Source organism: Aeromonas sp. FDAARGOS 1411, assembly GCF_019047125.1.
GTDB classification, from domain to species: Bacteria; Pseudomonadota; Gammaproteobacteria; order Enterobacterales; family Aeromonadaceae; genus Aeromonas; species Aeromonas veronii.
Map to the genome: position 1 here is coordinate 4211605 of NZ_CP077214.1, position 14634 is coordinate 4226238.

12 protein-coding genes are annotated in these 14634 nt (G+C 58.1%); 5 read left to right on the plus strand and 7 right to left on the minus strand.

The features are described 5' to 3' along the window. The first annotated feature begins 11 nt into the window (after nucleotides 1–11). The 4 genes from I6L41_RS19165 to I6L41_RS19180 are packed head-to-tail and all read left to right on the plus strand — an operon-like array spanning nucleotide 12 to nucleotide 4885. Complete coding sequence (locus I6L41_RS19165; protein WP_216960670.1) at nucleotides 12–2546, plus strand: fimbria/pilus outer membrane usher protein; 2535 nt, start codon at nucleotides 12–14, stop codon at nucleotides 2544–2546. A gap of 10 nt (nucleotides 2547–2556) precedes the next feature. Next, nucleotides 2557–3288: a molecular chaperone gene (locus I6L41_RS19170; RefSeq protein WP_139741653.1), complete on the plus strand. Its 732-nt coding sequence runs from the start codon at nucleotides 2557–2559 to the stop codon at nucleotides 3286–3288. Between the two features lie 5 nt (nucleotides 3289–3293). Beyond that, nucleotides 3294–4322, plus strand: a complete 1029-nt coding sequence (locus tag I6L41_RS19175) for a fimbrial protein (protein WP_216960674.1) — start codon at nucleotides 3294–3296, stop codon at nucleotides 4320–4322. Between the two features lie 11 nt (nucleotides 4323–4333). Next, entirely contained in the window at nucleotides 4334–4885 is a 552-nt protein-coding gene (locus tag I6L41_RS19180) for a fimbrial protein (protein ID WP_019445472.1), read from the plus strand. Nucleotides 4886–4887: 2 nt separating this feature from the next. On the opposite strand, the gene I6L41_RS19185 is transcribed toward I6L41_RS19180, so the two are convergent. The 7 genes from I6L41_RS19185 to I6L41_RS19215 form a co-directional block, all read right to left on the minus strand. Then, nucleotides 4888–6123, minus strand: coding sequence for a helix-turn-helix domain-containing protein (locus I6L41_RS19185; protein WP_216960677.1), 1236 nt, complete (start codon nucleotides 6121–6123; stop codon nucleotides 4888–4890). A gap of 300 nt (nucleotides 6124–6423) precedes the next feature. Then, nucleotides 6424–7827, minus strand: coding sequence for an o-succinylbenzoate--CoA ligase (gene menE, locus I6L41_RS19190; protein WP_216960679.1), 1404 nt, complete (start codon nucleotides 7825–7827; stop codon nucleotides 6424–6426). After that, entirely contained in the window at nucleotides 7820–8749 is a 930-nt protein-coding gene (menC, locus tag I6L41_RS19195; RefSeq protein WP_216960681.1) for an o-succinylbenzoate synthase, read from the minus strand. Before menC ends, menE begins: the two co-directional genes overlap by 8 nt. Further along, complete coding sequence (gene menB, locus I6L41_RS19200) at nucleotides 8749–9597, minus strand: 1,4-dihydroxy-2-naphthoyl-CoA synthase (protein ID WP_197971580.1); 849 nt, start codon at nucleotides 9595–9597, stop codon at nucleotides 8749–8751. The genes menC and menB overlap by 1 nt, the downstream gene beginning before the upstream one ends. 4 nt (nucleotides 9598–9601) lie before the next feature. Continuing rightward, nucleotides 9602–10399, minus strand: coding sequence for a 2-succinyl-6-hydroxy-2,4-cyclohexadiene-1-carboxylate synthase (gene menH / locus I6L41_RS19205; protein ID WP_216960684.1), 798 nt, complete (start codon nucleotides 10397–10399; stop codon nucleotides 9602–9604). Beyond that, a complete protein-coding gene (gene menD / locus I6L41_RS19210) occupies nucleotides 10359–12116 on the minus strand; it encodes a 2-succinyl-5-enolpyruvyl-6-hydroxy-3-cyclohexene-1-carboxylic-acid synthase (RefSeq protein ID WP_216960686.1) in 1758 nt (585 codons plus the stop codon). Before menD ends, menH begins: the two co-directional genes overlap by 41 nt. 32 nt (nucleotides 12117–12148) lie before the next feature. Further along, entirely contained in the window at nucleotides 12149–13471 is a 1323-nt protein-coding gene (locus tag I6L41_RS19215; RefSeq protein WP_216960689.1) for an isochorismate synthase MenF, read from the minus strand. Nucleotides 13472–13679: 208 nt separating this feature from the next. On the opposite strand from I6L41_RS19215, the gene I6L41_RS19220 reads away from it, so the two are divergent. Beyond that, nucleotides 13680–14585: a 1,4-dihydroxy-2-naphthoate polyprenyltransferase gene (locus I6L41_RS19220; RefSeq protein ID WP_216960692.1), complete on the plus strand. Its 906-nt coding sequence runs from the start codon at nucleotides 13680–13682 to the stop codon at nucleotides 14583–14585. Nucleotides 14586–14634 lie beyond the last annotated feature (49 nt).

Below are 14634 nucleotides of genomic sequence, written 5' to 3' on the forward strand. Positions count from 1 at the left end.
AGAGTGAAAATATGAGCGTTTCAACATCAGACTCTGTGAGAAAAAAACATTATTCAAAAATGGCTTTTATGCTATGCGTGCCCGGCCTGATGGCGGTGGCAAATCACGTATGGGCAGAAACGGAGTTTAATATTGATGCGCTCGATCTGGATGAGCGGACCAAGATCGACCTCTCCCAGTTTGCCGACGAAGGCTACATCCTGCCCGGCGACTACTACCTCGAGATCGAGGTCAACAAGAACAAGCTGCCCCTGCAGAAAATCCCTTTCTACGAGAGCGATACTGGCAAGGGAAAGGGTGGGGTCGCCTGCCTGCCGCAAGACGTGACCCCCAAGCTGGCGCTGACCGACGAGGCCATCGCCAAGATCGATACCTGGCACGATGGCCAGTGTGCCAACCTGTTGGCGCTGGACGGCGTAGTGATCTCGAACGATATCGGTAACGGCTTGCTGCGCATTGCCATCCCTCAGGCGTGGATGAAGTACAGCGATCCCAACTGGATTCCGCCCGAGCAATGGGATGAAGGGATCCCGGGGATGATGCTTGATTACAACATTAACGCCCAAGTCAACGAAGGCGATGGTTACTCCAAACACAACATCAGCAGCTATGGTACGCTGGGGTTCAACTACGGCGCCTGGCGTCTGCGGGGTGACTATCAGGCCAGCTCTTACTGGGGCGACAATGAGCGGACATCGACCGAGTTGAACCGTATATATGCCTATCGTCCGTTGCCGAACATGGCCGCCAAGCTGACAGTGGGTGAGCAGCAGCTCAACTCCCAGTTGATCGATGGTTTCCGCTATACCGGCGTCAACCTGGCCAATGACGAGCGCATGCTGCCACCTAGCCTGCAGGGTTATGCGCCGGAAGTGAGCGGTATTGCCAAGACCAACGCCAAGGTCACCATCTCCCAGTCCGGCCGGATCATCTATGAAACCAACGTGCCGGCGGGCCCGTTTCGCATCCAGGGTCTGGACAGCTCGGTGCGCGGCCGTCTCGATGTACGGGTAGAGGAGCAAGATGGCAGTGTCAATTCGTTCCAGGTAGACACGGCAACTGTTCCCTACCTGACACGCCCTGGCTATGTTCGATACAACCTGGCGGTTGGTGCGCCTTCCGAACAGACGGATTCGGTGCACGATGTGCACGGCCCTGCCTTTGTGACCGGTGATTTCTCCTGGGGGGTGGCGAACTCCTGGTCGCTGTACGGCGGCAGCCTGATTGCGGGTGAATACAACTCCATGGGATTGGGTATCGGTCGTGATCTCTATGCCTTCGGCGCTATTTCCGCCGACCTGACCCAGTCCATCGCCAAGTTGCCGGGACTGTCGACCAAGATTGGCCAGTCGGTACGGGTGAACTACGCCAAGCAGTTTGATGAATACAACAGCTCGATCACTTTCGCGGGTTATCGCTTCTCCCAACATGACTTCATGACCATGTCGCAGTTCCTCAATAACAAGGATCGGTTGGAGAACAACACTACGACCTCGAGTGATGACTACAACACCTGGGGTGACAAGGAGCTCTACACCATCACCGCCAACAAGACCTTCTGGGCGGAGGATGCGGCCAAGGCGCTGACGGTTTATCTGGACTACACCCACAGAACCTACTGGGAACACGATGCCGAGGATCGATACGGCCTCACTATCAACAAGAACGTGAACATCGGCAGTTTCAAGGATGTCTCCGTCTATGTGTCGGCCTACAAGACCAAGACCGAGAACTACGAGGATGACAAGAGCGTCATGCTGACCCTGAGCATGCCGATCGGGGACAGAAAGAGCGCGGGATACAGCGTGCAGTCCTCCAACGGCAAGGTGACTCACCTGGCCACCTATCAGGACTACAGTCGACCGGATGATACCTATCAGCTGGGGGCGGGTGTGCAGAGCAACGGCCACGCCGTGGCGCGGGGTTACTACAACCACAACAGCGACATCGGTGCGGTCAGCCTCAATGCCTACAGCGTGCAGAGCGAATACACCTCGGTTGGTGCCAGCCTGCGTGGTGGTCTGACGGCGACCCAGCACGGTGCAGCCCTGCACCAGGCGACACGTCGTGGCGGTACCCGCATGATGGTGGATACCGACAATACCTCCGGCGTCTCTTTCAACAATGGCCGCGCCGTGACCAACCGCTTTGGCGTCGCGGTGATCAGCGACATGACCGACTATCGCAAGAGCGATACCCGGGTCGATGTGGATCAGCTGAGCGACGACATCGATGCGATGAATGCCATCAAGCAGGGGACCCTGACCGAGGGCGCAATTGGGTATAATGCTTTCGAAATTGCGGAAGGGTTCAAGCTGCTGGCCAATGTCAGACTACCCGATGGCTCAGTGCCGCCGTTTGGTGCCACCGTCGTCAAGGATTCCGGCCGTGTGCTCTCGGTGGTGGATGAAGATGGCCTGGTATATCTGACCGGGGTGAAACCGAATGAAGCGTTTGAACTCTCCTGGGGCGGGGCCCGCCAGTGCAAGATAGTGGCGCCGCAACAAGTAACCGATCTGTCGATGAAGACTCTCACTTGCAAGTAATGGGATACCGATGAAAAAGCTGCTCTCTTATATCTGTCTGGCTGCGCTTGGCATGACCTCACTCAACGTCAGTGCCGCCATTGTGCTGGATCGTACTCGTGCCGTTTATCCGGGCGGCGCAAAGTCCATCAGCCTCAACATCAAGAACGAGAACCAGAAGCTGCCCTACTTGGCGCAGGCCTGGATTGAAGATGCCCAAGGCCAGAAGATCTCTTCTCCCTTCGTGGTGCTGCCGCCGGTACAGCGGGTGGATGCCAACCAGAAGTCCATCGTGCGCATCGCCAGTGTGCCGGCCATCGACAGCTTGCCCAAGGATCGTGAGTCCATCTACTACTTCAACCTGCGCGAGATCCCGCCCAAGAGCGAGAAGAGCAACGTGATGCAGATTGCCGTGCAGTCCAAGATCAAGCTGTTCTACCGCCCCGAGGCCATTCTGCCTGAGCGTGGGGCTGTCTGGCAGGATCAGGTGCTGATCACCAAGCAGGGCAAAGCCCTCAAGGTCAACAACCCGACCCCTTACTACATCACCTACGTGGGCCTGGGTCATCCGCAGGGCAAGGAGCGGACCACTATCAAGGGGTTCTCCGCCTTTATGGTTTCTCCCAAGTCAGAGCTGACGGTCACTATCCCGGAAACCCTGGGCAACGAATTTGTGATCAGCTATGTCAATGACTACGGCGGATATATGGATATCAAATACCAGTGCACAGGCAATGCCTGTAAAGCCGTGAAGAGCGAGTAAGCCTTATGCTACGTTCTATCTTCTGTTCAAGTCTTATGTTGTTGGCAGGAACGGCATTGGCAAATGGCTATGTGACGCCTAACCCAACCCATGATTACTATATATCGTTGGACAAGGCTGACATTCAAAACAGACCTGGTTTTACTACCAAGGCATTTGAGTGGAATTTGGGAGGGCAATACTCAGGTATCGTTACCTGCCCAGATAGAAGCATTCCACAATCTCCAGTGTACTATAAAGCAACAATGACGGATGGCTTGCCTCAAGTTGGTGATGGTTTTGTAAAACTGAATGACTTTTTGGATATGAAAGTCGAAATTTGGATAGCCGGTTGGAAGAAAAAATTTGTTACAGCCCCATTCCCGAATGAAAGTAACGATTACCCAAATTACTCTTGTACTAAAGGGAAAGAGACAAGAATAAATAATTTCGAAAGCGGTAGCCGTGGAAAGGTAACTTTTCGCGTGAGAAAACAAATAATTAATGGTGTGCAAATATCAGATCGTCAAGTTGTAGAGATGTATGGCCGTCTAGGGGCTACAACGACAGACTTTAATAATTTGCCAATGTCTAGAATTACGATTACATCTGCAATTTTATATGTACCAGAAGAGTGCGTGATCAATGGTGGGCAGACGATTGAAGTAGAGTTTGGTGATTTGCCAGGATCAGGATTGGATGGAAATAACTTTGAAAAGACGGTTCCGCTGACATTTCGATGCCGTGGTGGTGTTTTCGAAGGGGATGCTTTGAAGATCAATCTTGGTATTTCTGGAAAACCAACCTCTTTCAGTCAAGACTATCTGCGGACAACTCGGGATGGCTATCAAGGTGGAAATGTTATTTCCGATTTAGGGATAAAATTCAAACAGCTGGATGGTTCTCAGCTGAAATTGAATACCTTCTATCCGGTTTCCATGCAGGGAAATATCGGTGACTGGGGCTTTATCGCGGCACCGGTAACCCCAGCAGGTGCAGATATTCCGGCGGGCGATTTCTATGCGACTGCCACCATCGTTGCCGAGTTCCAGTGAGGATTTGTAATATGTTGCGGACATTGTGGATAGGTTTGGCGCTTTGCCCGATGCTGGCCGTGACGGCGGCTCCTCGTGCCAGCAATGACCTGGAATTGCTTGGCAATACGGTTCATCTCCATGGCAGGATCATCGATCAGCCATGTGTGGTTTCTCCTGAATCCCTTGATCAGGAGGTCGAGATGGGGGTAGTTGACGTGAAGGAACTCTATGCCAACGGAGTCGGACAGCTAGTGCCGTTCTTCATTCGTCTGACCAATTGCAAGCCGGGTATTTTCCGCATGGCCAAGGTGACCTTTACTGGCTCGCAGGATACCGAACTCAGCGGCGGATTGGCATTCACGGCCGGGATTGCCAGGGGGGCAGGCATCCGCCTGTATGACGTGGCTCAATCACCTCTGAATTTGGGTAGTGCCTCCCGCGGCTATCTGCTAGGTGGTGCGGCAGATAATGAGCTGCAATTTTTTGCCAGGGTCGAAGGACATCCAGCGGCATTGACCGCCAAGAACATCCAGCCTGGCGACTATTCTGCCGTCGCCAATTTCATCGTTGCTTATGAATAAACTCAGAAGTCATTGCGCTGGATGACTTTTGTATTGCCATGGCTGGGCCAGGTGATGACGCCACCTAGATAACTGGAAAGGTAAATACCTCCGGGCAATTGAATGAACTTGGCTTTTTGTTTGGGGGGCGTTAGCGCCGCGACCAGAGTGGCGACCAGAGCGTTATTGGTCAGCGCCTGTTGGTCAATGAAATTGACAATGGTGTTTTTGATTTCGACCGAAATATCACCATTATCCCGGTCCAGATCCCCGACGGAATCCAGATTGAACAGCGTCTTTCCCTGATTGTCAGTGGCTATCACGGTGGCCACCACTATCTCTCTGTTCATGGTCACAATATATTTACTTTTTCTGGTCATCTCTACCCAGTTGTCCGGTGCCAGACAATTTCTGTGATATCTGACAGTGGTATCAGGATTATTGTAATAGTTGTTGGAAACATTGTCTCCCTGCTGGTTCATGGTTGTGATGACACATTGTACTTCTTCAGCCACAGGGTGACCGCTACGCAGCAGAAAGATATTCGCAGAAAGTTTTTTACTGTCATTGTCGATGGAAAAATAGCTGATGGCTTCTTTTCCGACCAGAATTGAAACTTGCTTATCAGTCTTGCGTGAAATACGTTGTATCAAGGGTGTCAGCGAATCTATTTTGACATTCAGCGTTTTTTCGGTATCGCTGGTCATATAGAGAGAGGTTTGGCTGAGATTGATAGTGCGCAGCGTATTTGCTGTCGCATAGTTATAAATGACGAGGGCCAGTGAAGTCAGCGAGACCAGCAGCAATGCAAACAGCAAAATACGCTTTGGGCTGAAATATCGGTCATATTTGCGGCGAGTATATTGCCGCCTGGCTTGAGGTTCAGGAGAAGGCGTCGGCGCATGAATTTCTTCCGCTGGTGCTGGCTCTTCAGTTTCCCCTGCGAACTCAATTGGAGCACAAAACATATAGCCAACCCGTGGGATGGTATCGATCGCATCCATCAAGCCGAAGGATTCCAGCTTTCTTCTCAACGAGAGTATCTGCCGGTTCAAATTGGTATCGGTATTGTCCTGATTTGGCCACAAGGCATCCTGCAGTTTGCTTCTTGGAATGACAGAGCCTGCCTCATCACACAGCATTTCGAGTAGCTCCGCTTCCTTGTTGCTGAGCTTGATGTCCTTGTCCCCTTTCGAGAGCCGGAATATTGCAGCGGAGAAAAATATATCCTCTGCAATTTTATAAATTCTGTTACTCATGTGTGACTCGCCTTACTGCCAAGGAGAGCATTTTACCACCATGCAGTCTTTGTTCAAATAATGATAAATCGTCAATTTCCTTTGTTATCAAATGGTTGTTTTTCCGCTTAAATGCATGGTGGGGTATATGGTACTACAGCCAATTAATTTGGTTCAAAAAATGTGCAAAAAAAGGCCGTTTATGTAATCGTTCTCACTTATTCAGACTGAGGAGGAGGATTTTGATACCACCAGCATTTTATTTTGAGTCATATGTGTATTTGGATGGCTCCGTGGTGTCAGTTTTTGTCGCATGAATAATTATTGCGACCTAATAATATTCTGAAATTGTTTTCGCTGTGGTTTGAGATTGCCGCCAAGATCGGGCCAGGGGAACCAGTGGTCGGGCACCATAAAGCCGGGCAGGGTGCTGCGGATCCAGGCAGCCAGTTCGGAGTCGGGAACCGGCTCGCCGTGCCAGTCGATAAAGGCGGCGGGGCGTTGCCCCCACTCGTCGCTCGGTACCGGCACCACCAGCGCCTGGGCGATGGCGGGATGATCTACCAGTCGCTGCTCGATGGTTTCGGGCTGGATGTTTTCGCCACCCGAGATAAAGAGGTTATCGAGACGTCCCTCTACCAGCAGTTCCCCTGCCGCAGTGAACCTCCCCTTGTCGCGGGTATGAAACCAGCCTTCGTCATCGAGGGGTCGTTCCAGCTCGCCATCTCGGTAGTAACCGGCAAACAGGGTGGCGCCGCGCACGCAGATCTCCTGCTCCCTGATCCACACTTCCCGTCCCGGTAGCGGTTTGCCAACTACGCCTGCATCGCCGGGGATAGCGGTACAGACCTGACTGCCCATCTCGGAGAGACCATAGCTAACCTTGGGTTTGAGCCCCATGGCGCAGAGGCGGCTCACCAGCGGCTGCGGGATGGCGGCGCCACCTAGCAGCAGCTCGCGCAGGCGGGTACGGGTGGGGTCAAAGCCCTCTGCCAGCAGGCGCCAGAGCTGGGTTGGCACCAACGAGAGGTGAGTGATGGGCTGGCACTCCAGCCGCTCCTTGAGGGAGCGTTCACGTTGATCCAGTACCAGAGTTGCGCCCGCCAGAAAGACCCGAAACAGGATGGCGTAGCCGCCGACATGGAACAGTGGCAGGGAGAGCAGCCAGCCGGACTTCTCATCGAGGGGAATGAGGGTGGCAGAGCCGCGCGCCGAGGCAAGGTGGTTGCAGAGCCGGTGCACCACCGCTTTCGGCGTGCCGCTGGATCCGGAGGTGAGGATCATATTATTGAGTTGGGTTGATTCCAGCGACCATGTTTCCTCGCTTGCTGGCAGTTCGCGCGTGAAGTCGAGCTGCAAGGGCTGCCAGTTGCCTGCCGGGATCTCCCCTGCCGACCACAATGCATCGGCATCGAGTTGTACCGCCAGCTCGCGCTGTTTTTCGAGAGGAAAGGCTGGATTGAGCGGGCAGAACACCACGCCGCTGCGTACGCAGGCCCAAGCCAGCAGCACATCTTCCAGCGCTCCTCGCACCACCGCTGCCAGATGATCGCCACGACGCACTCCGGCTTGTTTCAGCTGTTGGCACAGGCTGTTGAGGCGAGCATCGAGTTGGCGGTAACTGAGGGGGTAGACTGCGTGGATGGCAATGCGGCTCGGGGCTGTGATTGCCCGGTGGCGTACCGGGCAAGGTATCTGTTCGGGTGAACGGGAGGGGTCAATCACGGTAATACAGTTGCTCCAGTCGGCTCAGTTCCGGCTTGCCATCTTCTCCCAGCAGGTTGCCCGCCATCCAGCGGCGGGTATCCAGACCCGGCGCCTGTTCCGGCGCCCATTCGCCCGCCAGATGAAACAGCTGGTTCAGGCCCAGATCCGATTCGAAGCAGGAGGAGATGATCACCTTGAGCCGCAGTTCGCGGGCGCGGGCGATCAGCGCTTCGCAGTTGGCGAGTGAACCGAGCAGGGTAGGCTTGAGCACCAGCGCGCGCAGTTGCGGGATCGGCTCCCACGGCTTGCCTTGTGCCAGCAGTTCGTCCAGCGCCACCGGCATGCCGGTGCGGTTGGCGACAAAGGCGATGTCGGCAAAGTCGGCGCAAGGGTCTTCCAGATACTCGATGCGATTCGGGTCGAGGTGGCCGCAGAAGGTCCACGCCTCCTCGCGAGTCCAGCCCTGGTTGGCATCCAGCACCAGCTTGAGGGAGGGGAGGCGGTCGCACAGCAGGCGGATCAGCGCCAGCTCGTCACGCATCGGGTAGCGTGCCACCTTCAGCTTGGCCTTGCCGGGCGTGCGGTGCAGCCACTCTTTCCAGTTGCGCAGCAGCTCCTGGGGGGAGCCTTGAATGAGGGGATAGGGCTCTGGCAGCGGGTTGCACTGCTCCGGCCATGTCCGGCGCGCGCAGTCGAGGCCAAATTGCACCGACGGCAGCACGGGGTTCGGGGTGTCGCCAGCGGCCAAGGCTGCCAGCGTGGCAAGGGCTTCTGCCTCTGCCTGTTGCAGGCTCTCTTTCGAGAAGCCGGGCAGGGGGGCAATTTCCCCCCAGCCGTCGTTGATGCGCACCAACAGCCCCTCTCGCGCCACCTCCACCTTGCCGTGAAAGGTCAGTGGCTGGGTAAAAGGCAGTTGATAGCGATACAGGGCGAGTGTCATCAGGGATTCCGCTTGTATTTGGAGAAGTCGGGGCGACGCTTTTCGTTGAAGGCGTTGCGGCCTTCCTGACCTTCTTCGGTCATGTAGAACAGCATGGTGGCATTGCCCGCCAGCTCCTGCAAGCCCGCCTGACCATCACAGTCAGCGTTGAGCGCCGCTTTCAGGCAGCGCAGCGCCATCGGGCTGTTTTGCAGCATTTCACGGCACCAGCGCACGGTTTCGCGCTCCAGTTCCGCCAGCGGCACGACAGTGTTGACCAGACCCATGTCGAGGGCTTGCTGGGCATCGTACATGCGGCAGAGGAACCAGATTTCGCGGGCCTTTTTCTGGCCGACGATGCGAGCCATGTAGGAAGCCCCCCAACCGCCGTCGAAGGAGCCCACTTTCGGGCCGGTCTGGCCAAACTGGGCGTTGTCGGCGGCGATGGTCAGGTCACACATCATATGCAGCACGTGGCCGCCACCGACCGCGTAACCGGCCACCATGGCAACCACAGGTTTCGGACAGGTGCGGATGTCGCGTTGGAAGTCGAGCACGTTGAGGTGGTGAGTCCCCTCGTCATCGCGGTATCCACCGTAGTCGCCACGGATCTTCTGGTCGCCGCCGGCGCAGAAGGCTTTCTCGCCAAAACCGGTCAGGATGATGGTGCCGATCTGATCGTCATAACGGGCATCGGCCAGCGCCTGCAGCATCTCTTTGACGGTGCGGGGGCGGAAGGCGTTGCGCACCTGGGGACGGTTGATGGTGATCTTGGCAATGCCATCGTTGGACTTGTGATAGAGGATGTCCTCGTAACCGGCGGAGCAATCTTGCCATTCAACAGGTGCATACAGTTCAGCTTCCGTCATTGCTTCAATCATGACTCGTCTCTTCTTGTTGGTTGACCCACTCCGCGAGGAGTCGGGCAAAGTTATCAGGCTGATGGGCGTGCAGATTATGGCCGCCATCCAGCACCAAGTGGTTGATTCTGCGATCCTGGTTCGCCAGCTGGCAAGCCAGCTGATGGAATTTGTGATCCCGCTTGCCACTCACCCAGGTGACCGGCAGCTGGCTCGCCATGAGCCAGGGGGCGAGATCCGGCTGCTTGCCTAGCGAAGTGGCGCGCAGCATGGTGGCGATGCCCTGACCGTCGTTGCCAAGGCGGCGGGCGATCTGGCGGGCCCGGGCCGCGTCGTCGAGATCGGCAAACACCCCTTGCCGGTACCAGTCTGCCAGCACGTCAGCCAGGGGCTCACGCTCGAAGCGCTGCGCCCACTGTTCATCGTGCTGGATGCGGGCGGCCCGCTCACTGACCGGTAACCCCGGGTGGCAGTTCTCCAGCAGCAGCCCCCGCAGCCCGGCGGGCTCGCGGCTGGCGTGATAGAGGGCCAGTCGCCCCCCCAGCGAATAACCCGCCAGCAGATAGCGTTCAATGTTGCGGCTGGCCAGCTCGGTGACCAGCCACTGGTGGCTCTGCTCAAAGTCGCTGACGTTGAGATCGCTATGCTGGCCGTGACCCGGCAGATCGAGGGCGATGCAGTGGATGGCGGGCAGCCGGTCGATCACCGGTTGCCAGTCGCCGCTATCCCCCAGCAGGCCGTGCAGCAGCACCAGCGGCATATTGGCATCTTTATTCACCACGGATGGCGGCCCCCAGCGCCTTGAGATCATCGGCCACTTGCTCGCTCGGTACCCGGATCTCGATCAAGGTAACGCCATGTTGGAGGGCGGCGCGGTAATCGCGTTCGAACTCGGGCAGGGTGGTCGGCGCCCGATAGGCGAGGCCAAACATGGCGGCAGCATGTTCAAAGCTGAGGCCGTGGGGCAGCCGATAGTAGCTCTCCAGCAGCTCCCCTTCGGTGGGCACCGGCAACATACGGAAAATGCTGCCGCCATCGTTGTTGAGCAGGATCACCACCAGCGGTCGGCTCGCCTTGCTGAGCAGCGCGAGACTATTGAGATCGTGCAGGGCGCTGAGATCGCCAAGCAGCAGGGTAGTGGGCTCATCACTGTCCTGCTCGATCGATTGGGCAAACCCGTAGGCGGTGGCGATCAGGCCATCGATGCCGGAGGCGCCGCGGTTGGTCATCACCCGGCTCGGCCCCTTGCCCGTTTCGCCGAGCATATCCATCAGTCGGGCCGGCATGCTGTTGCCGACAAACAGTTGCCCCTCGATCAGGCGGTTAAGGCGATGGCAGACCCCGAGCTCGGAGAAGTGCTCGCAGGCGGCGGCGATCTGCTGGCTGGCGTTGTGTTGCAGCTCGGCCAATGTGTGCCAGGGGGCTTGTGTTGTGACCGGATGGGCCGAAGCAAAGGCGCTGGCACTGCAGAGCAGCCGGTTGCGCAGCCGGTAGTCGGGATCGAGCCGCGCCGGTTGCGGATCCACCAGCCAGTAATCCTGCCATGAATGGTGCTTGATGAACTGGCCGAGCCGCTTGGAGACAAGCCGCGCACCAAATTGCAACAGCACCTCGGCGCGGCTCAGCTCGGCGACGAATTCAGGGTCGTTGAGCGCCATATCCATGTGGATGAGGTTGCGGCTATCGAAGCGGATCTGGCTCTGCAGATCTGCCAGTAGCGGCCAGCCGAGTTGCTCCGCCAGTGTGGCGGCGGTCTGTGCCTGCTTCGGGTCGGTAATGCGACCAGCCACAACGATGCCGCGCTGTTGCCGAAAGGTTTCCCACTCCGCCTGAGGAGAGCAGGTCGGTTCGCTCTGTTGCCACGGACTCCAGGGTGTCTGCGAGTTGAGCCAGTCACCGAGGGGGGCCAGATAGTCGGAGAAATCCTGATAGTGCTCGCCCGGGTAGAGGGGCTCGGGGTACATGCAGTTGAAGTGCACCACCCCGGGGGTGAGCGCCTGCTTGGCCAAGGCTTGGTCCACCGAACTCAGCACAAACGCCGCCGGAATGGTCGGGGTGGGGCTCGGCAGGTTCTGCTGATAGACGGGGTAGCGGCCGAAGATCCCCTGCTGGTCGATCGCCTGATTGGCGCCGTTGTCGATAAGCTCGTGAGGGCGATCGGCGGAGAGAATAATCAGCGGCACGCCGGTGAGCTGGGCCTCTGCCACGGCGGGCCAGAGGTTGGCCACCGCAGTACCCGAGGTCATGATCACCGCCACCGGCCGGTTGCTCCCCTTGGCCAGCCCCAGCGCCATAAAGCCGAGACCGCGCTCGTCAAAGTGCAGGTGACGACGAAAGCCCTGATGGGCCGCGGCCGCCATGGTCAGCGGCGCAGAGCGGGAGCCGGGGGCCAGCGCGATGTCGCGCACCCCGAGGCGAAAAAGCTCCTCCAGCAAGAGGGAGGACCAGACGTGGTTGAAGGTGGCGTGCTGGCTCGAAAACGGGGTGCAGGCAAACTCTTCGCTGGCAGGCTCTTTACGGGTGGGCATAGGGGCTCTCGTAGCGTGAAAAGGGTGAATGACTATCCCAGCAGGGAGAGCACATTGGCGATCTTGTTGTCGAGCTCGGCCCACTCGGCGACAGGCTCGGAACCGGCGACAATGCCGGCACCGGCAAACAGGGTGACGCTGCCCGGCTGAATGCGGGCGCTGCGAATGGCGACCGAGAACTCGGAGGTTTCCCGGCTCAGCATGCCGCAGGCACCGGCGTACCAGCCCCGATCATAGGGCTCGAACTCGCGGATAAAGGCGAGCGCTGCCTCGCGCGGGGCTCCACCCACCGCCGGCGTCGGGTGGAGGGCGTCGAGCAGCTGCCAGTCGCAGACCCCGGGCTTGAGCTCGGCTTCGATATCGCACTTGAGGTGCTGCAGCAGCCGCAGTTTGAGAATGCGCGGCTCGGTCAGGGTGGCGTCGTGGGCCAGCGGTGCCAGTCGGCTGAGGATGTCGGCGTGTACCAGCCGGTTCTCCAGCCGGTTCTTGCTGTCGGCGAGCAGCTCGGCGGCCAGTTGGGCATCCACCTCTTCATCGCCGGAGCGGCGAATGGTGCCCGCCAGCGCCTCGGTAAAGAGGTGGCGATCTTCCCGGCGGTAGAGCCGCTCGGGGGAGCAGGCGATAAAGGCCTGCTCGGGGGAGAATTGAAAACCGAAGTGGAAACAGTCCTGGGCGTGGCGGGCCCACTGGTCGAGCATGGCCCAGGGATTGATATCCGCATCATGGTTCGGACTGGTCAGCACGCTCTCCCGCGATAGCACCACCTTGGGAGTGTGGGCCTGAAAATCAGAGGCGGTGACGCGCTCTACCAGCGTCTGCCACTGGGCGGCGCCGGGGCAATCCTGCCGCTGCCAGGGCTGCTTTTGCAGGGCGGGTAGCGGGGCTTCCGGGCGCAGGGCATCGAGGGCGGCTTCGGCCGCCTGCAGTTCGGCATCGAGATTGTTTTCATCCAGCCAGAGGTTGAGGCAGAGGCTGACGCATTCGCCACGGCGCACCAGCTCGATGCGGGGCAGCACGAAACGGCAGGGGCCAAACCCTTGCCAGCCGGACTGGGCCGGATCGAACGCCAGCCCGCCATAGTAGCGAGGGCTGTCGTCATGATGCTGGTTGGCTGTGTTAGTGCACACCTGCTTGATGGCGTGCGGTTCGGTCAGTTCATGGATGGCGCCCAGCGCGACATACTCGGGACGAGCCTCTCCACGGGCCTGCCAGTAGATGCGGGGATAGAGGGTTTGCGCCGCGAGCCAGCCCAGAAAGGAGCGGATTTCGATCGCCACTCGCAACCGTACGAAGCCGCTGACGTTGCTGTGACGCAGGGCGTCCAGTTGTTGCTTGATATGGGTCTGAACCAACATGGATTCTTTTCTGAGCCGGGTAGTAACGAGCGATCCGGTAGCTGGATGCCGTAGGTTTATGCCAAAGGGCGATGATTTCCTATATATTATCTGCCCATTCGTCCATGTAAATCGCCCGCGGGAGCTTCACTCTCCGGGGCCAAGTATACCCAAATCCGGTTCGATAACCCTTAACACGATCAATATCCGATTGTTTGGCCATCACAAAATGACAAATACCTTCTCTGTTTGGTTGCTGGCGGCGCGTTTGCGAACACTGCCGCTCGCCTGCTCTTCCATCCTGCTGGGCTCGGGGCTGGCTGCCAGTCGTGGCGCCTTCGATGGCACCATCATGGCGCTCTCCCTGCTGACCGCCATCCTGCTGCAGATCCTCTCCAATCTGGCCAACGATTACGGCGATGCGGTCTCCGGCGCCGACAACGGTGAGCGGATTGGCCCGCAGCGGGCGGTGGTCTCCGGTCTTATCACCAAAAAACAGATGCGCGTGGCGATGGGGCTGACCGCGCTGGCGGCGGTGGCCAGTGGCCTGCTGCTGCTCGGCTGCGCCTTCGGTGGCCAGTGGCTGCAGATTTTGGCATTTGTGGTGCTGGGTGGCGCGGCCATTGTGGCTGCAGTGACCTACACCGTGGGCAAGACCCCTTACGGCTATCGCGGGTTTGGCGATATCTCTGTGTTCCTCTTCTTCGGCCTGCTCGGGGTGCTCGGCTCCTACTACCTCTTCACCAAGACGCTGGAGTGGGATCTGCTATTGCCTGCCACCGCTTGTGGTCTGCTGGCCACCGCCGTGCTCAATATCAACAATGTGCGCGATATCGAGACCGACGCTGCCAGCGGCAAGATCACTCTGGCGGTGCGCCTTGGCCGCAACCGTGCCATCGCCTATCACTGGGTGTTGCTGGGGGCGGCGCTGCTGGCAACCATCGCCTTTATCTTGATCCAGCCCGCCAGCTTCTGGCCGTGGATCTTCCTGCCCGCCATGAAGCCCCTCAGCGATGCGGCCCGCACCTTGCGCGAAAGCTACGATGGCGAGGTGCTGACCGGTGCCCTCAAGAAGACCGCCATCAGCGCGTTTCTGTTCAGTCTGCTGCTCTCCATCGGGTTGGCGCTCTCCTGACTGCTGGTCGCAGCTCGCCAAGGCGAACAATAAAAAGGGCTCCCGATAT